Here is a 21904-nt window from a genome sequence, read left to right on the forward strand (position 1 = left end):
CCGCCCCGGGCTACTCTCCGTGAGCATGGAGCCCCAGGTCGATCCGGCGATCCGCGCCGCGGCGCGGCGCGCCCTGGCGCTGCCCGGGGAGGCGCTCCTCGCCGAGTGCGAGGAGACCTTCTTCGTCGCGAGCGGGCCGGGCGGCCAGCACCGGAACAAGACCGAGAGCGGCGTGCGGCTGGTGCACCGGCCGACCGGGGTCACCGTGACCGCGACCGAGCGGCGCAGCCAGCCGCAGAACCGGGCGGCGGCGCTGGTCCGGCTGCGCGAGCGGCTCCAGGCCCTGTCGCACGTGCCGCGCCCCCGGCGGGCCACCCGGCCCACGCGCGGGTCGCGCGAGCGGCGGCTCGCCGGCAAGCGGATCGTCTCGGAGAAGAAGGCCGCCCGGCGCGAGCGCGGCGACTGAGGCGGTCTACAGCGCCGGCTGCTGCGACGCGCTGGTGGCCGGCTCCGCCAGCCCCGCGTCGGTGAGCCGGTCCACGGCGCTCCGGACCTCGGCCAGCGCGACCCCGCAGTCCTCGAGCCCGCGCGCCAGCTCCTGCACTCCCTTGCGCCCCGGCCGCAGCTCCGCGAGCACCACGCCGTCCGCCGGCTGGAGCGCGAGCGGCTCGGCCCAGGCGCGCTGCGCCGCCTCGAGGGTGTCCCGCCCCTGCGCGCGGGCGTGGCGCACCGCGTCATCGTAGGCCTCCGCGGCCGCGCGGCCGGCGGGGGTGAGGCTGAACCGCTGGCCGCGGGGCCAGCGCTTGCCCCCGCGGGACTTCCAACTCTCGAGCATGGGGCACGTGATGCGCCTGCCGAGGGGGTGGTGTCAACAGCCGCGGGCGGGGCGCTCGGTTGCGCCGGGCCGCCGGGCCGTCCACGTTCCCAGGATGGTGGCCGCCGGCCTCTTCGACGTGGACGGGACGCTCGTGGACAGCGTCGACCTCCACGCGGAGGCCTGGCGGGAGGCGTTCCTCCGCTTCGGTCACGACCTGCCCTACGAGTCGGTCCGCTCCCAGATCGGCAAGGGCGGCGACCAGCTCATGCCGGTCTTCCTCTCCTCGGAGGAGATCGAGGACTACGGGGAGGAGCTCGAGGCGTGGCGGGCCGAGCGCTTCCGGCGCGAGTACCTGCCGCTCGTCCGCCCGCTCCCGCGGGTGCGCCAGCTCTTCCAGCGGCTGCGCCGGCTCGGGGCGCGGATCGCGCTCGCGAGCTCGAGCAACAAGGACGACCTCGCCGTCTACGTCGGGGTCCTCGGCGTGAGGGATCTCCTCGACCTCGCGACGAGCGCCGACGACGTGGGCCACTCGAAGCCCTGCCCGGACGTGTTCCTCGCCTGCCTGCGCCGGCTCGGCGTCCCGGCCCGGCGCGCCATGGCGGTGGGGGACAGCCCCTACGACGCCCTGGCGGCCGGGCGCGCCGGCGTGCCCACCGTGGGGCTGCTCTGCGGGGGCTTCGACCCGGACGACCTGCGCGCCGCGGGGTGCGTGGCGCTGTACCGGGACCCGTCGGACCTCCTCGAGCGGCTCGACGGCTCCCCGCTCGCGCTCGACGAGGCGCCGGCGCAGCCGGGAGCCTGAGCGGCCCCGGGTCCCGCGCTCACTCCGCCAGGAAGGCCGCCACGAACCGGGCGCGCGGGATGTGGCTGCAGGCGATCCGGAGGGTGGAGAGGAGCGGGACCGCCAGGAAGAGCCCGACCGGCCCCCAGATCCAGAACCAGAAGATGGACCCCAGGAACACCGCCAGCGAGTTGAGCCGGAGCTGCTTCCCGAGGAAGATCGGGTCCACCACGTTCCCCTGCAGCCCGACCAGCGCCGTGTAGATGCCGGCCACGGCGAGCACGTGCCCGGCCGTCCCGTACTGCAGGAGCGCCATCGCGCTCGGCAGCACGATGCCGAGCGCCGGGCCGACGTAGGGGACGAAGTGGAGCAGGGCGGTGGTGAGCCCCCAGACCACCGCGTGCTCGAGCCCGTAGAGCGCGTACACGCCCGCCATCACCGCCCCCAGGATGGCGTTCAGCACGATCCGGTTCACGAGGTACGAGGAGAGGTCGCGCTGGATCTCGGCCAGCGCCGCCGCGAGCCGCTCGCGCCCCCCCGCCGTCTCGCCGGCCTGCTCGAGCAGCTTGCGCCGGTAGCGGGGCCCCTCGGCGAGGGCGAAGTAGAGGACGAAGACCGCGAGCGTCACCGCGGCCGCCGCGGCGAGCGCCCCCTGGGCGGTGCCGAGCAGCAGCTGCCCGAGCGGCACGCTCTCCTGCACCTTCACCGTGCCGGGCTGCGGCTTCGTCGCGGCGAGCTGGTCCGACTGGGCGCGCAGGTGCGTGTAGCGCCGGAAGAGCGCCTGGGTCGCGGCCCGGATCCGGTCCTCGTACCCGGGCAGCTCCTGCACGAAGGAGGAGATCCGGTCGTAGAGGAGCGCGGCGATCACCGCCACGACGAGGGTCGCGAGGAGCGTCCCCAGCAGCGCCGCGAGCGGCCGCGGGATCCGGTGCGCCTCCAGCCAGGCGACGAGGGGCTGCAGGGTGAAGGCGAGGAAGAGGGCCAGCACCGTCGGCAGGAGCAGCTCGCGCGCCAGCCAGCAGAAGCCGAGCACCGCGCCGATGGCCAGGATGGCGAGCGAGCGCTCGGTCACGAGCGAGTTGCGCGAGATCGTCTCGGGCACGGGCCCCCCCGGCAGAAGCTTGCCCACGGGCTCGCCGGCCCGCCAGGGATGCCGGGCCGGTGGCGCGCCCGGGCGGCCCGCGGCAAGTACCGGGCATGGCGCGGGCGCCCGCGGTGCAGGCCTCGACCGGCGCGCCGGCGGCCCGCCCGCGGGCGGCGCCCGGCTGGGGCAAGGCCCGCGTCCTCGCGGTCGGCCACTCCACCCGGCCGCTCGCCGAGCTCGTGGCGCTGCTCCGCGCCGCCGGCGTCCGGACCCTCGCCGACGTGCGCACCATCCCGCGGTCGCGGGCCAACCCGCAGTTCGAGGGGCCCGCGCTCGCGGCGGGGCTGGCCGAGGCCGGGATCGGCTACGTCCACCTCTCCAGGCTCGGCGGGCTGCGCCACGCCCGCAAGGACTCGCCCAACGGCGCCTGGCGCAACGCCAGCTTCCGGGGCTACGCCGACTACATGCTGACGCCCGGGTTCGAGGAGGGGCTCACCGAGCTGCGCGCGCTCGCCGCCGAGGGGCCGGTGGCGCTCCTCTGCGCGGAGGCGGTCCCCTGGCGCTGCCACCGCTCGCTCATCGCCGACGCGCTCTTCGCGCGCGGCGTGGTGGTGCAGCACATCGTCGGGCGGGGCCGCACCCGGCCGCACCGGCTCACGCCGTTCGCGCGCCTCGAGGGGCGGCGGGTGCTCTACCCCGGCTGAGCCGCCGGCCGGGCGCATCGCCGCGCGCCCTTGCGCCCCCCGCGGCCGGGGTGCGATCCTCCCCGGGCGCCGGCGGGTCCGGCGGGAGGAGCCCATGTCGAAGCCGCAGGTCGCCGCCGCCGCCGCCCTCGCCCTCTGCCTGGCCGCGCCGGCGCGCGGCGCCGACGACCTCTCCCGCGTGCTGCGCCGGTGCGTGGACGCCTACGGCGGCGCGCAGGCCCTGAAGCGCGCCGTGGCGGTGCGCGAGACCGGGCACGTCACCTCGGTCATGCGCGGGAACGCCGCCGGCGCCCTCGTCCGCACCTTCGCGCCGCCGGGCCGGCTCCGCGTGGACATCACCTACCCCGGGGGGAAGGGCGAGGCGCGCGTCCTCGACGGCGCCGCCGGGTGGCGCGAGGGCGAGAAGGTGGAGGGGATGCAGCTCGCGGCCATGGTGCTGCAGGCGGCCCGGCTCGAGCTGCCGCGCGTCTTCGCCGAGGCCCCCGACCGCGTGGCCGACGCCGGCCCGGTGGAGCGCGGCGGGAAGAAGCTGCGGGCCGTCGCCGTGGACCTCGGCAACGGGCTCTCGCTCACGGCCGAGATCGACCCCGAGAGCGGCCAGGTGCTGCACACCACCGGCGCCGGCGCGCTGCCGGGCGGGATGCGCATCTACTTCGACACCGACTACTCCGACTTCCGCAAGGTGAACGGGCTCCTCTTCGCGTTCAAGGAGGAGAACCTCGCCAACGGGGTGCGCACCGGGGAGACCCTGCTCGACCAGGTGGAGATCCTGCCGGCCGCCCCCGCCAACGCCTTCAAGCCGGGCGGGTCGGCGTCGAGCCGGATCTGAGCCGTCCCGCCCCCGTCACTCCCCGATCCGCACGAGCGCGACGAGCGGCGCGTCGGCGGCCCGCTCCGCCGCGAGGTCCACCTCGCAGTGGAGCGCCCAGTCCACCTCGCCCGCCTCGTCCACGATCCGCTGCACCGCCGCGTAGCGCCCGTCGGCGCCCTTCTCGAGGAAGGTGTTGTGGGGCCGGCGCGCCGCCGGGGTGAGGTCCACCTTCGGGTGCGCGGCGAAGTAGGGCGCCATCGCCTCCTCGAGCCGCTTCGGCGTCCAGGCGCCCTCGGGGTCGAAGAGGGCCTGGGCCGCCTCCTCGAAGCTCTTGCGCCCCAGGGCGCCGAGGAGCCGGTGCAGCTCGGCCCGGACGCGGGCGGCGAAGGCGCGCGGGTCGGCGTCGAGCGCGCGCGGCCTCGGCGCGGGCAGGGACGGGGCCGGCCCGGCCTGGCGCTGGGCCGCCGCCTCGGGATCGCGCAGCCGCTCCCACTCGTCGAGGAGCGAGGAGTCCACCCCGCGCACGGTGGCGCGCAGGAAGGCGATGGCGTCGTCCATCGCCTCGTCGCGGTAGCGCTCCGGGACGGTCTGCACCAGCGTCTTGTAGGCGTCGGTGAGGTAGCGCAGGAGCACGCCCTCCGACCGCTGCAGGCCGTACTCGCGCACGTAGTCGTTGAAGGTGGCGCAGCGCTCGATCATCTCGCGCGCCACCGACTTGGGCCGGATGTTCTCCTGGCCGACCCAGGGGTGCTTGGCGGCGAACTCGTTGAAGGTGGCGTAGACGAAGTCGGCGTTGGGCTTCGGGTACTCGACCCGCTCGAGCTCCGCCATCCGCTCGTCGTACTCCATCCCCCTGGCCTTCATCTCCGCGACCGCGTCGCCGCGGGCCTTGTCGAGCTGCTTCCAGAGCACCACGTCGGGGTTCTCGAGGATCGACTCCACCTGCGAGAGCACGTCGAGGGCGAAGGTCTCGCGGGCCGGGTCGATGCGCGGGAGCGAGTCGAGGAGGTAGAGCGAGAGCGTGTGGTGGATGGAGAAGTCGCGCTGGAGGCTCGCCGCCGGCCGCACGAAGGCGCCCCGGTAGCCGCCGCCCACCCGGTGCAGCTCCACCAGCCCCGCGGCCCGGAGCGTGCGGAAGCGCTCGGCGGCGGTGCGCCGGAGCTTCGCCTTGCCGTACTCGGTCCCGTGAGAGCGGGCGATCATCTCCACGAGCCGCCCGTAGCCCCCGCCGCGCTGGGTGGTCTCGCTCTGGAGCAGCCCGAGCAGGAGGTGGAAGGTGACCTCGAAGCGCGACTCGAGCGGCTCGGGCTCCTTCGCCTGCAGCCGCGCGAAGGTGGCCTGGTCGAAGTGGACGTAGCCCTTCTGCGGCGGCTGCTTCTTCACGAACTTCTTGCCGGAGACGGCGTGCTTCTCGGCGAGCCGCTTGTTCTCGACCACGTGCTCCGGCGCCTGCGCCACCACCCAGCCCTGCTCGTCGAAGCCCTTGCGGCCGGCCCGGCCGGCGATCTGGTGGAAGTCGCGGGCCGAGAGGATGGCCACCTTCTCGCCGTCGAACTTGCAGAGCTGCGTGAAGAGCACGGTGCGGATGGGGATGTTCACGCCCATGCCGAGCGTGTCGGTGCCGGAGACCACCTTGAGGAGGCCGCCCTGCGCCAGCTTCTCGACGAGGAGCCGGTAGCGCGGGAGGAGGCCGGCGTGGTGGAGCCCCACCCCGTGGCGCAGGAAGCGCTGGAAGTCCTTGCCGTACGCGCTGTCGAAGCGGACGCCGTCCAGGGCCTGCTTGATCGCCTCCTTCTCCTCCTTGCTGGAGAAGTTGGCGCTCATGAGGTTCTGGGCCTGCTCCGCCGCGGCGCGCTGGGTGAAGTTGACGAGGTAGACCGGCGCGCGGCCGGCGGAGACCAGCTCCTCGATGGTCTCGTGGAGCGGGGTCTCCCGCCACTCGAAGGAGAGCGGCACCGGGCGCTCGGCGCTCTTCACCCGGGCCACCTCGCGGCCGGTGAGCCCGCGGATCCCCTCCTCGATGCTCGAGGTGTCGCCGAGGGTGGCGCTCATGAGCAGGAACACGCTCTGCTCGAGCAGGAGGAGCGGCACCTGCCAGGCCACGCCGCGCTCCCTGTCGGCGTAGTAGTGGAACTCGTCCATCACCACGTAGTCGGCCGAGGGCCGGGCCTCGCGGACGGCGAGGTTCATCAGGATCTCGGCGGTGCAGCAGACGATGGGCGCGTCGCGGTTGATGGCCGCGTCGCCGGTCATCATGCCCACGTTCTCCGGGCCGAAGATCTGGCAGAGCGCGAAGAACTTCTCGTTCACGAGCGCCTTGATGGGGCAGGTGTAGAACGAGCGCCGCCCCTGCGACATCGCGAGGAAGTGCAGGAAGGTGGCGACGAGCGACTTGCCCGAGCCGGTCGGGGTCGAGAGGACGAGGTGGTTGCCCTCGAGGAGGGCCAGGAGCGCCTCCTCCTGCGCCGGGTAGAGCGCGAGCCCGGCCTCGGTCACCCAGGAGACGAAGGCGTCGAGGACCTGGTCCTGGGCGAGCGGGGGCGAGCCCGGCGCGGGCAGCCGGGCGGCGAGGGGCGCGGTGGAGGGGGGCGGCATCGGGCAGTACGTACCGCATCCGGGCCGGCCGGTCACGGGCCGGGACCGCGGGCACGAAGGCGGTCTCGTGACGTCCTGGCGGACCCCTCAGGCCGGCGTGGCGCCGGTGATGGTCACCCCGGCGTAGCCGGCGCTCGCCCGGGTGGCCCCGATGAGCCCCAGGTCCGAGAGCTCCTCGCGCGCGTCGGGCAGGAAGGTGAGCTCGGCGCGCGCCTCGCTCCACCCCGTCGACACGGCGCCGGTGACCGCCGGCCGCACGTACCGCAGCTCCGGCGGGCGCTCCGGGGCGGTCAGGTCGGCCCAGCCGACGGTGCCATAGGTCGGGCGCGCCAGGAAGCCGAGGGGCGCTCCCTCGCGACCGGTCAGCTCCAGCCGCGCCTCGACCAGCCGGCGGTCCTTCACTGCCAGCGACGCCCCCAGCCGCGTGCCGGCGCGCAGCGGCGCGGCGGCGGGGTGGTCGAGCGGCAACGAGCGGGTGAGCCAGGTGCTGCCGAACTTCTTGGGCCAGCCCTGGAGGAGCCCGCGCAGCATCGACACGTCCTGATCGACGTAGATGAGCGGGCAGAAGTTGGCGGCTGGACCGTCGGGGCGGGCGAGCTCGAGCAGGACGATCGTCTCGCGGTACTGCGAGAGGATCGGGTCGATCAGCTCCGAGCCGTCGGTGGTGGCCTGCCAGTCGGCGAAGTGGACCGTGCCCCGGCCGGTCGCCGCCCCGAGCTCCCGCGGCACGAAGGCCGCCGCCCGGTCCCGGTCGCACTCGAACTCGACGTTGAGGAGCCACCCCGCGTAGTGCCAGGGAGGGGGGGCGACCAGGCTGGCCGCCCCGCGGGGCGTGAACGGCGGCGTGAGACCTCGAAGCATGGAGCCCTCCTGGGCGGAGGTGACATCCTACCGCCGCGGAGGGCCGCGCCCCGCTAGAACTCGCTCGCCGGGTCGCTCTCCAGTGCCCGGAGGCGTCACCGGCGCCGCGCCACGCGTCCGGGAATCACCGCCGGGCGGGGCACTCGCCCGGCGCCGAGCGGAGCGGGCCGCCCCGAGTCGGCCACCCGGCGCGCGGCCGGTCCCGCCACGGTCCTGGAAGGCGCGGGGGAGCCGATGAGCCTCACCGAGACGCGAGCGACGGCGCCGGCCCGCCCTGGCGGCCCCCGGGCGGCCTCACCGCCGCCCTGGCGCACCTTCGCGCTCACGGCGGCGACGCTGGTCTGCTTCGCCGGGAACTCGCTCCTCTGCCGGGCCGCGCTCCGGCCCCGCCTCCTGGACGCGGCCACCTTCACCACCGTCCGGCTCCTCTCCGGCGCCGCCGCCCTGACGCTCATCGCCGTGGCGCGGCGGCGCGAGCGCCCGCGCGGCGGGAGCCTCGCGGCCGCGGTGGCGCTCGTGGCCTACGCCGTCGCCTTCTCGCTGGCCTACGTCCGGATGGGCGCCGGGGTCGGCGCGCTCCTCCTCTTCGGCGCGGTGCAGGTCACCATGGTCGGGTGGAGCGTGGCCCGCGGCGCCCGGCCCGGCGCGGTCCAGTGGCTCGGGCTCGGGGTGGCGCTCGCGGGGCTGGCCTCGCTCGGGCTCCCGGGGGCCAGCGCGCCGCCGCTCGCCCCGGCGCTGCTCATGGTCGTGGCCGGCGCCGCCTGGGGCGCGTACTCGCTCCTGGGCCGGTCGGACGGCGATCCCGTGGCCAAGAACGCCGACAACTTCCTGCGCGCCTTGCCGTTCGCGGTCGCGGTGAGCGCCGCGCTGCACGGCGAGCTCACCCTGAGCTGGCCGGGCGTCCTGCTCGCCTCCGCCTCGGGCGCGCTCGCCTCGGGGGCCGGGTACAGCCTCTGGTACGCGGTGGTGCCCGCGCTCGGCGCCACCCGCGCCGCGGCCGTCCAGCTGGCGGTCCCGGTGCTGGCCGGCCTGGGTGCGACCGCCTTCCTGGGCGAGCGGCTGACGCCGCGCGTCGCCGCGTCCGGCGCCGCCATCCTGGCCGGGATCGCGCTCACCCTGCGGCGGCGCTGAAGGGGGTCGGCGCCGCCTCGGGGCCACGGGGGAGGGGCGCCCGCGGTCCCGGCCGTACTCGCCGCGCGCCTCCGGTGCTACGCTCCGGGCCATGATCAGGATCCCGTGGGGTCGCGGTCGCGCCGAGACGCGGTACCTGCCCGCGGGACGGACCGCTCCCGGCGACCTGGCGTCGGAGGTGGCGCGCGCCGCCGCGAGCCCGGTGATCACGGCGGTGCTGCGCTCGATCGGGAGCGCCGCCGCCGTGATCGACGGGAACCGGCAGATCGTCACGCTGAACGGCGCCTACCTCGAGCTCCTGGGGTTCCAGGATCCGTCGGAGGCGCTGGGGCTCCGGCCGGGCGAGTCGCTCTCCTGCGCGCACGCCGACGAGGGGCCCGACGGGTGCGGGACGGGCGCCGCCTGCGCGAGCTGCGGCCTCGCCGCGGCCCTGCTCGTCTCCCACCGCGGCGGGAAGGTCGAGGAGCGGCTCTGCCACCTGGCGCGCCGATGGGACGGGCGCGCCGAGGAGCGCGCCTTCCGGGTCCGCGCCGCGCCCCTGGAGCTCGACGGCGCGCAGGGGTTCCAGCTCGTGAGCTTCACCGACGTCACCCGCGACGTCCAGCGGGCGTACGTGCAGCGGGTGCTCCTGCACGACCTCGCCAACCTCGCCGTCGGGCTGGAGGGCGCGACCGGGGCCCTCGACCGCGGCGGCGCGCCGGGGCCGGCCGCGGCCGACGTCCAGCTGCTCAGCCACCAGCTCGTGGCCGAGGTGCGCCTCCACCGGGCGCTGCTCGACGGGGGCGCCGAGGGGTACGTCGCGAGCCGCGCCGCGGTCGGGGTCGCGGCCGCCCTGGAGCTGGCGCGGCGGGCCGCGGCCGGCCACCCCGCGGCGGCCGGCAAGACGGTGACGGTCGAGCCCGCGGCCGAGGGCGAGGAGGTGGTCACCGATCCGGTGCCGCTCCAGCACGTGCTCGCGAACATGCTCGTGAACGCCCTCGAGGCCACCCGGCCTGGCGGCCTGGTCCGGCTCGTCGCCCTCGCCGGGCCCGAGTCGATCGCGTTCCGGGTCTGGAACGCGGGCGCGGTCCCGGCCGCGGTGGCGCCGCGGATCTTCCAGCGCCACTTCACCACCAAGCCGGGCGAGGGGCGCGGGCAGGGGACCTGGTCGATGAAGCTCTTCGGCGAGCAGCTCCTCGGCGGGCGCGTCGGGTTCAGCAGCGCGGCCGGGGAGGGGACCTGGTTCGAGCTGGTGCTCCCTCGCCGCGCGCCGGCCCGCCCTGCCTAGCGGGCCACCGGTCGTGGTATGACCCTAAAAGGGCTCGGCAGGCCAGCTGCCGGCCCCCGCCCGAGGGAGCAGCCACGGCATGAGCAGGGTCCTCTTCGTCGTCCCGCCCTACGACTGCTGGGGTGTCCAGGTGATCGGCACCTGGCCCCCATTGCAGATCGCGTACCTGGCGGCCGCGGCCGAGCGCGCCGGGTGCGAGGCGCGCATCTACGACGCCATGAGCAAGGGGACCACCTTCGACGAGGTGCGTGCCGAGCTCGCGTCGTACCGGCCGGACGTGGTGGTGACCTTCGACTTCCTCCCGGTCACCGGGGCCATCAGCACGGCGACGGTGCCGGCGGCCCTCGAGACCCTCCGGCTCGCCAAGGAGCTCGACCCCCGGGTCACGACCGTCCTGGGCGGCCCGCTCCCCACCTTCCTGTTCTCCGAGATCCTGAAGGACCCGGCCAACCGGGTGGACGTGGTGCTCCGGGGGGAGGTGGAGGAGACCTTCGCCGAGCTGGTGCCGCTGCTGCCGTCCGGCGGGCTCGACGGCGTGCAGGGCATCGCCTTCCGCCGGGGCGGCGAGGTGGTCGCCACGCCGCTCCGGCCGCACGTCGCCGAGCTCGACGCGCTGCGGCCGGCCTGGCACCTCGTGGACTGGCGGGACTACCACTACAAGGTGGAGCCCTACGGGCGCATGGCGGCCATGCTCACCTCGCGCGGCTGCATGATGGGCTGCTCGTTCTGCAGCCACCGCCAGTTCTGGCGGGGCGACTGGCGCGCGCGGCACCCGGAGGACGTGCTGCGCGAGGTGCGCGAGCTGGTCCACGTCCACGGCGTGGAGTTCATCACGCTCATCGACCCGTACCCGACCCACGACCGCGAGCGCTGGGAGCGGATCCTCGACCTGCTCATCGCCGCGCGGCTCCCGGTGAAGCTCCTCATGGAGACGCGCGTGGAGGACGTGCTGCGGGACGAGGCCCTCCTCCCCAAGTACCGGGACGCGGGCGTGATCCACATGTACCTCGGCGCGGAGGGCAGCTCGGACGAGATGCTCGTCAGCCTGAACAAGGGCACCACCGTGGACGTGAACAAGCGGGCCGTGGACCTGGCGCGCGCGCACGACATCGTCACCGAGGCGTCGTTCATGATCGGCGGCCCCACCGAGACCTGGGCCTCGGTGGAGCGGACCATCGCCGAGGCGATCCGGGTCGATCCGGACATCGCGGTCTTCCCGGTGCTGACCCCGATGCCCTTCACGCCCATCCACGCGCAGATGAAGGACCGGATCCGGGTCACCGACTGGTCGAAGTACAACCTGGCGACGCCCATCGTCGAGCCGTTCGAGCTGTCGCTCGAGGACGTCTCGGTGGCGCTGGGCCGGTGCTACATGGAGTTCTACGCCCGGAAGATGCCCCAGATCGTCGCGCTGCCCGACGGCTTCAAGCGGCGCTACATGCTGAGCGCGTTCCGGGCCATGATGAAGGGCTACCGCCAGCACTTCTCCTTCCTCGGCCTGAAGATGCCGAGGATGCACCGCGGCGACGCCTAGCGCCGGTCCGGCGGCGGCTACGCCCCGGCGAGCTCCAGCGGGAACCCGCCGCGGTCGAGCAGCGCCTTGAACTCGGACTTGGCGACCGCCTTCATCCAGGCCTCCTTGGGCTCGACCTTCTTCGCCTTCACGAGCTCGAAGAGGGCGTCGTTGAGGGTGACCATCCCCTGGCCCCGGGCGGTCTGCATGACGCTCGGGATCTGGAAGGTCTTGCCCTCGCGGATGAGGTTCGAGACCGACGAGGGGCAGAGCAGCACCTCCTGCGCCGCGGCGCGGCCGCCGCCGATCTTCTTGCAGAGCGTCTGGGCGATGACGCCCTTCAGCGACTCCGACAGCATCATCCGGATCTGGGCCTGCCGGTCGGTGGGGAACTGGTCGATGATCCGATCCACCGTGGACGGCGCGGTGTTGGTGTGCAGGGTGCCGAAGACGAGGTGGCCGGTCTCGGCGGTCTCGATGGCGATGGCGATGGTCTCGAGGTCGCGCAGCTCGCCCACGAGGACGATGTCCGGATCCTCGCGGAGCGCGGCCCGGAGCGCGCTCTTGAAGCCGTCGGTGTGCACCCCGATCTCGCGCTGGTTCACGAGGCAGCGCTTGTTGGGGTGCACGAACTCGATCGGATCCTCGATGGTGATGATGTGGTCCTCGCGGTTGCGGTTGATGAAGTCGATCATCGCCGCGAGGGTGGTGGACTTGCCCGAGCCGGTCGGCCCGGTGACGAGCACGAGCCCCTTCGTCAGGTAGCAGAGGTCGAGGATGTGCTTCGAGAGCCCCATGTCCTCGGCAGACAGGATCTTGGCCGGGATCTGGCGCATCACCGCCCCGATGCCGGAGCGGTCGGCGAAGACGTTGACGCGGAAGCGCGCGTCCGGGTTCTCGTGGGCGAAGTCGGTGTCCTTGCGCCGCTCCCACTCCTCCCGGTTGCGCTCCGGCGCGATCGAGAACAGCAGCTCCTTGAGCCGCTCGTGCGGCAGCGGCGCGAGGTCCTGGAGGACGGTGATGTCGCCGTCCACGCGCAGCATCGGGCGGCAGCCGCTCGTGAGGTGGAGGTCGCTGGCGCGCCGCTCGAGCATAAGCTGGAGGAGCGCCTCCATGGCCTGGCGCGGCTCGCCGGCGTCCCCGGCCCGCGCCTCGGGGAAGGCCCGCGCCGGCGCGGCCGCGGGCGGCGCCGCGAGCTCGGGCGCGGGGGCGCCCGCGGCGCCGGCCAGGTCCGCGCCGTCGTCGGGGTCGTTGGCGGCGGCGAGCTCCTCCGCCGCGTCCGCGCCGGCCACCACGGTGACCCGGAGCGACACCCCCGAGTTCTCGACCGTCACCTGCACCGGCCCGGCCGGCGCGCGGTGCGTGAAGGTGGTGAGCCCCGGCTGCGGGAAGCCGGCTCGCAGCTCGGGCGGGACCAGCTCGGAGAAGGCGCCGGCGATCTGCGCGGTCGTGAGCGGCTGCTGGATGAGCCGCTGGGGCGCCGCGCCGGGGAGCTGGAGGAGCGCGCCGGCGCCGCTCTCGAAGAGCAGCTCGGCGGCGGGGGACTGCTGGAGACGATCGAAGAACGGGTCGAGCCTGGCCATGAGCGGGGGTGGTCCTGGAGCGGTGGGGCGGCGGGTCAGGGATCCCGGAGGGCGACGACCCGGGAGACGAGCCGGCGGTTCACGAGCACCACCGCGTCCGCCTCGAGCAGCGGGAAGAACGGCGGGCCGTCGTTGAGGTAGTCCACGAGGCGCGAGCGCTCCGGCGGCAGCACGTAGCTCACCAGCCCGCGCAGCGTCCGCCCGTCCACGAGCGCCACCTCGACGGTGTGCTCGGTGGGGATGGTGAGCTCGCCGTCGCCGCCGGCCTCGACGGCCCGCGAGACGCGCGCGAAGGCCACCCCGGCGCGGTTCACGAAGGTCATCGCCTTCGCCTCCTCGTCGAGCGCGGGGATGAACTCGCCCTCGCCGTTGAGGAGGTCCCCGAGCCGCTCCGCGCCGGTGTGGTGCGAGGCGTACTCCGCCAGGAACACCGCCACCCGCCGCGTCCCCCCGCCCGAGAGCCCGACCTCGACCGGCACCTTCCGCTTGGGCACCCTGAGCTCTTCCGTCATGCCCCGCCATCCTCGCACGCCCGGCCGCGCGGGGGCGAGCGGCGGAATGCGCCGGCCGCCGTTTCCGCGCGCGAGGTGGGTCCGGCTGGTCAAGGCGCGCCGCATGGGCGAGAATGTGCGCCTCCCCGCAGCGAGGTCAGCCGGATGTCCGCGATTCCACCGGGGGCGGCGGGCGCCGCCCTGTCCCTCTTCGTCGCCATCGCGGCCGGCGCCGGAGGCTTCCTCCTCGGCCGGCGCGAGGCCGCGCTCCGCCGCGGGCGGGCCGAGCGGCTGCTCGCGACCGCCGACGCGCTGGGCGCGGCCGCGCACGCCATCCTCGCGAGCGTCGCCGCCTACGGCGAGCGCAGCGCCCACGCCGCCGGCTCGGTGAAGGAGGCGACCGAGACCATGGGGCTCCTCTCGCACACCGCCATGCGCGCCGCGCTGACGGCGGAGTCGGTGGTGGGGCTGGCGCTCCACTCGCTCTCGGCGCTGCAGGGGGTGGAGGGCGGCCGGCGCGCCACCGACTCGCCCGAGGCCGCGGAGACCATCCGCCGGCTCACCCAGGCGCTGCGCGACTCCTCCTCCGCGGCCCGCGAGATCGCCACCGTGGCGCAGCAGCAGGACCAGGGCATCGACCGCGTGCTGCGCTCGATGAACGGGATCTTCCTCACGGTGGAGGACGCGGCCCGGGTGACGCGCCAGGTGGCCGAGCAGGCCGAGGCGCTCAACGCCCTGGCGGTGGAGCTGCGGGCGCAGGTGGAGGCGTAGCGCCCGGGCCGGCGCGGTCGAACGCGAGCCGGATCCGCCCCAGCCGCTCGCCGGTGCCGTCCTCGACGAGCTCGGCCCGCAGCTCGATCCGCTCGAGCCGCGTCGCGGCGGCGCGGAAGAACACCGTCCCCTCGAGCGTGCCGCCTGGCGGGAGCTGCGCGTCGAGCGGCAGCGCGTCGGCCTCCGGGGTGGGGAGCGAGCTCGGGCGCGCCGCCGCGGCCGGGGGCGCCCCGACGAGGCCGGGCGGCGCGGACGGTGGGAACGCCGGGGAGGGCGCCTGCGCCTTCAGGCCGAGCAGGTAGCTCACCGCCTCCGGCGGCAGGGCGATGGACGCCCCTCCGTCGCCGGTCTCGAGCCGGAGGTCCTCGTAGCCGACCCGCAGCACCCGCGGGCTCCGGTTCTCGAGCCGGATCCAGACCGGCGTGAGCCGCTCCTCGAGGTCGGCGGGCCAGCCGTGCCAGCCACCGGCGCGGGCGAGGAGGCGCGCCCCGGCCGCCTCGCCCGACGCCGCGTCGCCGGGCGCGCCCCCCGCGGCCGGCCGGAAGCGGGTGACGGGCGCGGCGTGGCCGCAGCCGGCTAGCGCGGCGGCGCAGGCGAGCGCGGCGGCGCAGGCGAGGGCGGCGGCGCGAGGCGGGCGCGGGCGGTCCACGGCGGGAGGATGGCGCGGCGGCAGGGTCCCGGGCTACCGGCCCGGGGGCAGCTCGCGGGCGATGAACCCCTTCACCGACGGGCGCTGCCAGATCCCGGCGGCGTAGCCGAGGAGCCGCTCCGGCAGCGGATCGCCGTTCGCGGCGAGCCGCTGGAGCATCAGCGCGAGGTCGGCGTCGGCGATGCCGAAGTCGCCGAACAGGGCGGCGGCGCCGGGCGAGAGGAGCCGCTCCGCCGCGGCCACGAGCCTCCGCGCCGCCTCCTCGCCGGCGGGCGTGAGCGGCTCGACCGCCTCGCGGCCGAAGACGGTCGAGGTGGGGCGCTCCACCCGGAGCGGCAGGAGATCGCTGCGCAGGAAGGCCTGGAGCTGGCGCGCCCGGGCCCGCTGGCGCGGCTCCGCCGGGTAGAGCCCGGCGTGGCCGGGCGGCGGGAAGACGTCCTCCAGGTACTCGTCGATGGCGGACGACTCGGAGAGCCAGAACTCGCCGTGGCGCAGGGCCGGCACGCGCCCGGTGAGCGACTCGCGCTGGTAGTCGGGCGCCCGGTGCTCGCCGGCCTCGAGCGAGAGGGTGCGGTACTCGAACGGGAGCCCCTTCTCGCGCAGCGCGACGTAGCACGAGAACGCGTAGGGGCTGTGCCAGTTGGCGTCGCCGTACAGGACCAGCTCGGACATGACCTTCCTCCTGCGTTGCGGGGCGAAAAAAGGAGCGGGGGCGGACGGCTCTCGCCATGCGCCCCCGCTCAGACGACGTCCGGCCGGGGGCCGGCGCTCCCGGCCTACTTCTTCACGCCGAGCAGCTCGACCTTGAAGATGAGCGTGGCGTACGGCGGGATGACCGGCGGGGCGCCGCGGGGGCCGTAGGCGATGGTGGACGGGCAGGTGAGCTTCGCCACCCCGCCGACCTTCATCTTCTGCACGCCCTCGGTCCAGCAGGGGATGACCTGGTTGAGCGGGAACTCGGCCGGCTCGCCGCGCTGGTAGGAGCTGTCGAAGACCTTCCCGTCGGGGAGCTTGCCCTCGTAGTGCACCTTGACGGTGTCCTTGGCGGTGGGGCTCGGGCCGGTGCCCTCCTTGACGGAGAGGTACACCAGGCCGGAGCCGGTCTTCACGGCGCCCTTCTCCTTGGCGGCGGCGTCGATGGCCGAGTCGGCGGCGGCGCGGGCGAGCGCGGGGAGGGTGACGAGGACGGCGGCGGCGAGGGCGATGAGTCGGCGCATGGGGTTCCTTCCGGTGAGGCTCACTCTTCGAGCGTGGAGACGTCGCCCTCGGGCAGGCCCTGGGCGCGCGCCTTGAGGACGCGCCGCATGATCTTTCCGGAGCGGGTCTTGGGCAAGCTTTCGACGAAGACCACCTTCTCCGGCCGCACGATGGGGCCCATGTGCTGCGCCACGTGGTTCTTCACCTCGTCGGCGAGGTCCTCCGACGGCTTGAAGCCCTGGCGCAGGAGGCAGTAGCAGTGGATCGACTGCCCCTTCACCTCGTGCGGCAGGCCGATCACGGCGGCCTCGGCGATGGCCGGGTGGGCCACCAGCGCGCTCTCGATCTCCGCGGTGCCGAGCCGGTACCCGGAGACCTTGATGACGTCGTCGGTGCGGCCGATGATCCAGAAGTAGCCGTCCTTGTCCCGCTTGGCGGCGTCGCCGGCCTGGTACTTCCCCGGGTACTTCGACCAGTACTGCTTCACCATCCGGTCCGGGTCCTTGAAGATGGTGGTCATCATCGCCGGCCAGGGGTTCCTGAGGACGAGGTAGCCCTCCTCGCCGTCCGGCACCGGGTTGCCCTGGTCGTCGAGGATCTCCGCCTTCTGGCCGAAGAACGGCCGCGTCCCCGAGCCGGGCTTGAGCGGCACGCTCGGCGTGGGCGTGATCATGAACATGCCGGTCTCGGTCTGCCACCAGGTGTCCATGATCGGGCAGCGCCCCTTGCCGATGACGCGGTGGTACCACCTCCACGCCTCCGGGTTGATGGGCTCGCCCACCGAGCCGAGGAGCCGCAGGGAGGAGAGGTCGTGGCGGTTGGGCCAGCTCTCGCCGAAGCGCATCAGCCCGCGGATGGCGGTGGGCGCGGTGTAGAGCACGGTGATGCCGTACTTCTCGACCAGCGACCACCAGCGGTTCGGGTACGGGTAGGTCGGCGCCCCCTCGTACATGAAGGTGGTCGCGCCCATGAGCAGCGGGCCGTAGACGATGTACGAGTGGCCGGTCACCCAGCCCGGATCGGCGGCGCACCACCAGCGGTCCTCGTCCTTGAGGTCGAAGACGTACTTGAGCGTGGAGTAGACGCCCACCATGTAGCCGCCGTGGGCGTGGATGATCCCCTTCGGCTGCCCGGTGGTGCCCGAGGTGTAGAGGATGTAGAGCGGGTCGGAGGCGTCCATCACCTCCGTCGCGCAGTGGCCGCTCGCGAGCGGCAGCTTCATGAGCTCGTGGTACCAGTAGTCGCGGCCCGGCTCCATCCGGATCTCGTGGTGGGTCCGCTGCACGGTGATGACCGTCTCGACCGTGGGGCAGCGCCGGACCGCCTCGTCCACCGTCTTCTTGAGCTCCACCACCTTGCCGTTCATGAACCCGCCGTCGGCGGTGACGACCACCTTCGACTCGGAGTCCTCGATCCGGCCCTGCAGCGCGTCCACGCTGAACCCGCCGTAGACCACCGAGTGGACCGCGCCCACCTTGGCGGTGGCGAGCATGGCGATCACGATCTCGGGGATACGGGGCATGTAGATCGTGACCCGGTCGCCCTTCTTCACGCCCATCGCCTTGAGGACGTTGGCGAACTTGCAGACGTCGCGGTTGAGCGCGAAGTACGAGTAGGTCCGGACCTCGCCCTTCTCGCCCACCCAGACGAGCGAGAGCTTGTTCTTCCGGTAGGTCTTCTGGTGCCGGTCGAGGGCGTTGTGGACGATGTTGGTCTTGGCCCCGGCGAACCAGCGGAAGAAGGGCTTGTTCGAGTCGTCGAGCACCTTCTCCCAGCGCTGGTACCACTCGAGCTCGGCCGCCTCCTGGGCCCAGAAGCCCTCGAGGTCGGCCTCGGCGCGGCGCGCCACCGCCTCCCAGTCCTTGATGCGCGCCTGCTCGATCACCTCCGGGGACGGGTAGAAGACCTCTCCTTCGAGGCTCTGCTTGTCGCTCATCGCGCGCTCCGCGGACGGGGGATTGGGAGAAAAGGGCGAAATTCGTTGGTAGGCGGGCGCTTCCTCCCAGTCAACGACCAATGAGGTCCCGGAGGGAGCGGCCGGGCGCCGGGCCGCGCCGGCCGCGAACCTCGACCCGCCGGGCCGGCGCGGTTATCTTCGCGCCCGTGATCCGGCCCAGCGCCCTCGCCCCCGGCGACGTCGTCCGCCTCGTCGCCCCCTCGAGCCCCTTCGATCGCGGCGCCTTCGAGGCCGGCCTGGGCGTGCTCCGGGAGCTCGGGCTGCGCCCCCGCTTCCGCGACGACGTCTTCGCCCGCAGCGGCTTCCTGGCCGGGGACGACGCCCGCCGCGCCGCCGAGTGGCGGGAGGCCTGCGAGGACCCGGAGGCGAGGGCCGTCTGGTGCGTGCGGGGCGGCTACGGGGCGATGCGGCTCCTGCCGGGGCTCGACCCAACCCCGCTGCTCGCCCGGCCGAAGTGGGTGATCGGCCTCTCCGACGTGACCGCGCTGCACGCCGCGCTGAACCAGGCGGGGCTGGTGACGCTGCACGGTCCCATGGTCGGCCAGCTCGCCCGGCTCCCGGTCGCGGCGCGCGAGCACCTGCGCGACCTGCTCTTCGGGGCGGGCCGGGCGGTGGTCGAGGCGAGCGCCACGGTGGTGCCCGGCACGGTCGAGGGGCCGCTCCGCGGGGGCTCGCTGACGCTCCTCTCGCACCTCTGCGGCACCCCGTGGCAGCCGCGCCTCGCCGGGGCGGTGCTCTTCCTCGAGGACGTGGGGGAGAAGCCCTACAAGCTCGACCGCTACCTCACCCACCTCGCCCTCGCGGGGGCGCTCGAGGGGGTGGCCGGGATCGCCGTCGGCCAGCTCCTCGACTGCGACCGGGCGAGCGAGCCTCCCGGCGCGAGCGCGGCCGAGGTCCTGCGGGCGCACGCCCGGGCGCTCGGGGTGCCCGCCGTCGAGGGGATCCCGGCGGGCCACGACGACCGGAACTTCGCGCTGACGCTCGGCGCGCCCGCCCGGCTCGTCGCGCCGGCCGCGGGCGAGGGCGGCGCGCCCCGGCTCGAGCTGCTCGGAGCGGCGGGGTGACGGCACCGCGGCTGCCCGAGGTCTCCGGGGCGCTCGCGGCGGGCCAGCGGGAGGGGCTCGCGCCGGGGATCGCCGCCGTCGTCGTCCGCCGCGGCGAGGTGCTCCACGCCGAGGCCCTCGGACAGGCGCGCCTCGTGCCCACGCCGCGGCCGCTCGGCGACGGGGACCTCTTCGATCTCGCGTCGCTCACGAAGCTCTACACCGCCACCGTGGCGGCGCGGCTCGTCGCCGCCGGCCGGCTCGAGCTCGACGCGCCCGCCTCGCGCTGGCTGCCCGGGTTCGGCGGCGACAAGGCCGCCATCACGCCGCGCCACCTGCTGGCGCACGCGAGCGGGCTGCCGGCGTGGCGGCCGTACTGGGAGGCCTTGCAGGCCGGCGCGAACGTCGAGGCGCTCCTCGCCGCCGAGCCCCTCGAGGCCCCTCCCGGCGCCCGCGCCGTCTACAGCGACCTCGGCTTCCTCGCCCTCCAGCTCGTCCTGGAGCGCGCCGGCGGCGCGCCGCTCGACCGGCTCGTGGCCGACGAGGTCGCGGCGCCGCTCGGGCTCCGGGACACCTCCTTCCTGCCGGCGGCCGACCCCGCGGCCCAGGCCCGCCGCGCCACCCGAAGCTTCGCCGCGACGCGGCTCGCCCCCTCGCGCGGGCGCGTGCTCGAGGGCGAGGTGGACGACGACAACGCCTGGGCGCTCGGCGGGGTCGCCGGACACGCCGGGCTCTTCGCGGGCGCGGCCGAGGTGGCCGCCTTCGGCGAGGCCTGGCGCGCCGCGCTCGACGGCGACGGCCGCCTGCTCCCGCCCGAGCTCGCCCGCGTCTTCGCGCGCCGCGACGCCGCGCCCGGGAGCGCCCGGGCCCTGGGCTGGGACACGCCGAGCGGCCCCGAGACCACCCTCGGCCGGCGGCTCGGGCGCGGGCCGCGCGGCGCCGTCGGCCACCTCGGCTGGACCGGCACCTCGCTCTGGCTCGACCTCGACGCCGGCCTCGCCTGCGCCCTCCTCACCAACCACTGCCACCCGGGCGGCGCCGAGCGGGCGCGCATCCACGCCCTCCGCCGCGCCTTCCACGACGCGGTGGGCGCGGCGCTCCAGCTCGGCTGAGCCCGGGACGGGAAGGACCATGGACTACTCGAACGTGAAGCGGATCCACCTCATCGGCGTCGCCGGCACCGGCATGGGCTCGTTCGCGGGGATGCTCAAGTCCGCCGGCTACGAGGTCACCGGCTCCGACCAGAACGTCTACCCGCCGATGTCCACCCAGCTCGAGAAGTGGGGCATCGACGTGCTCCAGGGCTACCGGCCCGAGAACCTCGACCGCGCCCGCCCGGACCTGGTGGTGGTGGGGAACGTGGTGCGCCGGGACAACCCCGAGGCCACGGCCATGCGCGACCGCGGGCTCCCGCACGTCTCCTTCCCGCAGGCGCTCGGGGATCTGTTCATCGGCCCGCGCCACGGGGTGGTGGTGGTGGGGACGCACGGGAAGACGACCACCAGCGCCATGATGGGCGCGCTCCTGCACCACGCCGGGCGCGACCCGTCGTTCCTGGTGGGCGGCGTCACCCGCGACTTCGACTCCAACTACCGGCTGGGCGGCGGCCCCCACTTCGTCGTGGAGGGGGACGAGTACGACACCGCCTACTTCGACAAGGGCCCCAAGTTCCTCCACTACCGCCCGCGCACCGCCATCTTCACGAGCTGCGAGCTCGACCACATCGACATCTACCGGGACGAGGCGCACTACGAGAGCGCCTTCGAGCGCTTCGTGGAGATCCTGCCGCCGGACGGGTTCCTCGCCGCCTGCGCCGGCTGGGAGAGCGTGCTGCGCCTGGCGCGCGGCGCGCGCTGCCCGGTCGAGACCTACGCGGTGGGGCGCCCCGCCGACTGGGAGGCGCGCGAGCTCGCGCTCTCGGCCGACGGCGCCCGCTTCGCGCTCGTGCGCAAGGGGCGGGAGCTGACCCGGGTGCACTTCCCGCTCGGCGGGGCGCACAACGTGGAGAACGCGCTCGGCGTCGCCGCCGCGGCCACGGCGCTCGGGCTCTCGCCGGAGGAGATCGCCGCCGGGCTCGCCGCCTTCCGCGGGGTGAAGCGGCGCCAGGAGGTGCGCGGCCAGGCGGGCGGGGTGACGGTCCTCGACGACTTCGCGCATCACCCCACCGCGGTGGCCCGGACCCTCGAGGCGGTCGCCTCGCGCTACCCCGGCGCGCGGCTCCTCGCCTGCTTCGAGCCGCGCTCCAACACCAGCCGGCGCAACCTGCACCAGCACGAGTACGTGTCGGCCTGGGGCAGCGCCGCCGAGGTCTTCATCCTCACCCCGGCGCCCACCGACAGGGTGCCCGAGTCGGAGCGGCTCGACGTGAAGCGGCTGGCGAGCGAGATCACCGCCGCCGGGCAGCCGGCCCGCGCCTGCGCGACCGTCGAGGAGATGGTCGCGGCGGTGGCGAAGGACGCCCGCCCCGGCGACGTGGTGGTCGCCATGAGCAACGGCGCCTTCGGGGGCATCTGGGACAAGCTGCTGAGCGCGCTCGGGAGTTAGGTCCGGGGGCCTCCGCGTACGGTGGCTGGGGAGGGGCCCCGGCGCAGCCGGGGAGGGGCGGAGCCCCTCCAGGCCGGGCGCGCTTCGCCAGAGGCGAAGCGCAAGGGAACCGGCGAGCGGAGGGTGGGGCCCCGACGGCTCTGCCGGCGGGGCGGGGCAGCATGC

General features: G+C 74.9%; 21 protein-coding genes. 11 read left to right on the top strand and 10 right to left on the bottom strand.

The window, feature by feature from the left end; genetic code table 11:
* Positions 1–25: 25 nt before the first annotated feature.
* Entirely contained in the window at positions 26–406 is a 381-nt protein-coding gene (locus tag AMPC_RS18770) for a peptide chain release factor family protein (protein WP_248346360.1), read from the top strand.
* A gap of 6 nt (positions 407–412) precedes the next feature.
* On the opposite strand, the gene AMPC_RS18775 is transcribed toward AMPC_RS18770, so the two are convergent.
* The gene (locus AMPC_RS18775) at positions 413–775 is read right to left on the bottom strand and encodes a hypothetical protein (RefSeq protein WP_248343072.1); all 363 of its coding nucleotides are present in this window, start codon (positions 773–775) and stop codon (positions 413–415) included.
* A 94-nt stretch (positions 776–869) separates the two neighbouring features.
* Here AMPC_RS18775 and AMPC_RS18780 point away from each other — a divergent pair, with 94 nt between their 5' ends.
* On the top strand, positions 870–1559 hold the full coding sequence (locus AMPC_RS18780) for an HAD family hydrolase (RefSeq protein ID WP_263009624.1): 690 nt from the start codon (positions 870–872) through the stop codon (positions 1557–1559).
* Between the two features lie 19 nt (positions 1560–1578).
* Here the strand turns inward: AMPC_RS18780 and AMPC_RS18785 are convergent, their stop codons facing one another.
* Positions 1579–2640 carry an AI-2E family transporter gene (locus AMPC_RS18785; RefSeq protein WP_248343073.1) on the bottom strand — a complete coding sequence of 354 codons (1062 nt, stop codon included), beginning with the start codon at positions 2638–2640 and terminating at the stop codon, positions 1579–1581.
* 95 nt (positions 2641–2735) lie between these two features.
* Between AMPC_RS18785 and AMPC_RS18790 the strand changes: the two genes are divergently transcribed.
* Both AMPC_RS18790 and AMPC_RS18795 read left to right on the top strand, forming a co-directional pair.
* Positions 2736–3326, top strand: coding sequence for a DUF488 domain-containing protein (locus AMPC_RS18790; protein WP_248343074.1), 591 nt, complete (start codon positions 2736–2738; stop codon positions 3324–3326).
* Positions 3327–3420: 94 nt separating this feature from the next.
* Positions 3421–4155, top strand: a complete 735-nt coding sequence (locus AMPC_RS18795; RefSeq protein ID WP_248343075.1) for a hypothetical protein — start codon at positions 3421–3423, stop codon at positions 4153–4155.
* A 15-nt stretch (positions 4156–4170) separates the two neighbouring features.
* Here the strand turns inward: AMPC_RS18795 and AMPC_RS18800 are convergent, their stop codons facing one another.
* Together AMPC_RS18800 and AMPC_RS18805 are read right to left on the bottom strand one after the other, a co-directional pair.
* On the bottom strand, positions 4171–6732 hold the full coding sequence (locus AMPC_RS18800) for a DEAD/DEAH box helicase (protein WP_248343076.1): 2562 nt from the start codon (positions 6730–6732) through the stop codon (positions 4171–4173).
* Between the two features lie 87 nt (positions 6733–6819).
* Entirely contained in the window at positions 6820–7593 is a 774-nt protein-coding gene (locus AMPC_RS18805) for an acetoacetate decarboxylase family protein (RefSeq protein WP_248343077.1), read from the bottom strand.
* A gap of 234 nt (positions 7594–7827) precedes the next feature.
* Here AMPC_RS18805 and AMPC_RS18810 point away from each other — a divergent pair, with 234 nt between their 5' ends.
* From AMPC_RS18810 to AMPC_RS18820, 3 genes are all read left to right on the top strand, one after another.
* Positions 7828–8724: a DMT family transporter gene (locus tag AMPC_RS18810; RefSeq protein ID WP_248343078.1), complete on the top strand. Its 897-nt coding sequence runs from the start codon at positions 7828–7830 to the stop codon at positions 8722–8724.
* A 91-nt stretch (positions 8725–8815) separates the two neighbouring features.
* Complete coding sequence (locus tag AMPC_RS18815; RefSeq protein ID WP_248343079.1) at positions 8816–9991, top strand: sensor histidine kinase; 1176 nt, start codon at positions 8816–8818, stop codon at positions 9989–9991.
* A 79-nt stretch (positions 9992–10070) separates the two neighbouring features.
* Positions 10071–11525 (top strand): B12-binding domain-containing radical SAM protein, encoded by a 1455-nt coding sequence (locus tag AMPC_RS18820; RefSeq protein ID WP_248343080.1) that lies wholly within the window; start codon positions 10071–10073, stop codon positions 11523–11525.
* A 17-nt stretch (positions 11526–11542) separates the two neighbouring features.
* Here AMPC_RS18820 and AMPC_RS18825 read toward each other — a convergent pair whose 3' ends face one another.
* The gene (locus AMPC_RS18825) at positions 11543–13087 is read right to left on the bottom strand and encodes a type IV pilus twitching motility protein PilT (RefSeq protein ID WP_248343081.1); all 1545 of its coding nucleotides are present in this window, start codon (positions 13085–13087) and stop codon (positions 11543–11545) included.
* A 35-nt stretch (positions 13088–13122) separates the two neighbouring features.
* Positions 13123–13599 carry a hypothetical protein gene (locus AMPC_RS18830; RefSeq protein WP_248343082.1) on the bottom strand — a complete coding sequence of 159 codons (477 nt, stop codon included), beginning with the start codon at positions 13597–13599 and terminating at the stop codon, positions 13123–13125.
* 144 nt (positions 13600–13743) lie between these two features.
* Here AMPC_RS18830 and AMPC_RS18835 point away from each other — a divergent pair, with 144 nt between their 5' ends.
* Positions 13744–14349 (top strand): hypothetical protein, encoded by a 606-nt coding sequence (locus AMPC_RS18835; protein ID WP_248343083.1) that lies wholly within the window; start codon positions 13744–13746, stop codon positions 14347–14349.
* On the opposite strand, the gene AMPC_RS18840 is transcribed toward AMPC_RS18835, so the two are convergent.
* From AMPC_RS18840 to acs, 4 genes are all read right to left on the bottom strand, one after another.
* Positions 14306–14998, bottom strand: a complete 693-nt coding sequence (locus AMPC_RS18840; protein WP_248343084.1) for a hypothetical protein — start codon at positions 14996–14998, stop codon at positions 14306–14308. The genes AMPC_RS18835 and AMPC_RS18840 overlap by 44 nt on opposite strands.
* Positions 14999–15031: 33 nt before the next feature.
* Positions 15032–15670: a glutathione transferase gene (yfcF, locus tag AMPC_RS18845; protein ID WP_248343085.1), complete on the bottom strand. Its 639-nt coding sequence runs from the start codon at positions 15668–15670 to the stop codon at positions 15032–15034.
* A gap of 104 nt (positions 15671–15774) precedes the next feature.
* Complete coding sequence (locus tag AMPC_RS18850) at positions 15775–16215, bottom strand: FKBP-type peptidyl-prolyl cis-trans isomerase (protein WP_404800620.1); 441 nt, start codon at positions 16213–16215, stop codon at positions 15775–15777.
* Positions 16216–16235: 20 nt separating this feature from the next.
* Positions 16236–18131 carry an acetate--CoA ligase gene (gene acs, locus AMPC_RS18855; protein WP_248343086.1) on the bottom strand — a complete coding sequence of 632 codons (1896 nt, stop codon included), beginning with the start codon at positions 18129–18131 and terminating at the stop codon, positions 16236–16238.
* Positions 18132–18298: 167 nt separating this feature from the next.
* Here acs and AMPC_RS18860 point away from each other — a divergent pair, with 167 nt between their 5' ends.
* Genes AMPC_RS18860 through mpl form a run of 3 tightly spaced genes read left to right on the top strand, consistent with a single transcriptional unit; the run spans position 18299 to position 21739 of the window.
* A complete protein-coding gene (locus tag AMPC_RS18860) occupies positions 18299–19216 on the top strand; it encodes a S66 peptidase family protein (RefSeq protein WP_248343087.1) in 918 nt (305 codons plus the stop codon).
* The gene (locus tag AMPC_RS18865) at positions 19213–20307 is read left to right on the top strand and encodes a serine hydrolase domain-containing protein (protein WP_248343088.1); all 1095 of its coding nucleotides are present in this window, start codon (positions 19213–19215) and stop codon (positions 20305–20307) included. The genes AMPC_RS18860 and AMPC_RS18865 overlap by 4 nt, the downstream gene beginning before the upstream one ends.
* 19 nt (positions 20308–20326) lie before the next feature.
* Complete coding sequence (mpl, locus tag AMPC_RS18870) at positions 20327–21739, top strand: UDP-N-acetylmuramate:L-alanyl-gamma-D-glutamyl-meso-diaminopimelate ligase (RefSeq protein WP_248343089.1); 1413 nt, start codon at positions 20327–20329, stop codon at positions 21737–21739.
* The last annotated feature ends 165 nt before the right edge of the window (positions 21740–21904 follow it).

This window comes from Anaeromyxobacter paludicola (assembly GCF_023169965.1).
In the GTDB taxonomy this organism is placed as follows: domain Bacteria; phylum Myxococcota; class Myxococcia; order Myxococcales; family Anaeromyxobacteraceae; genus Anaeromyxobacter_B; species Anaeromyxobacter_B paludicola.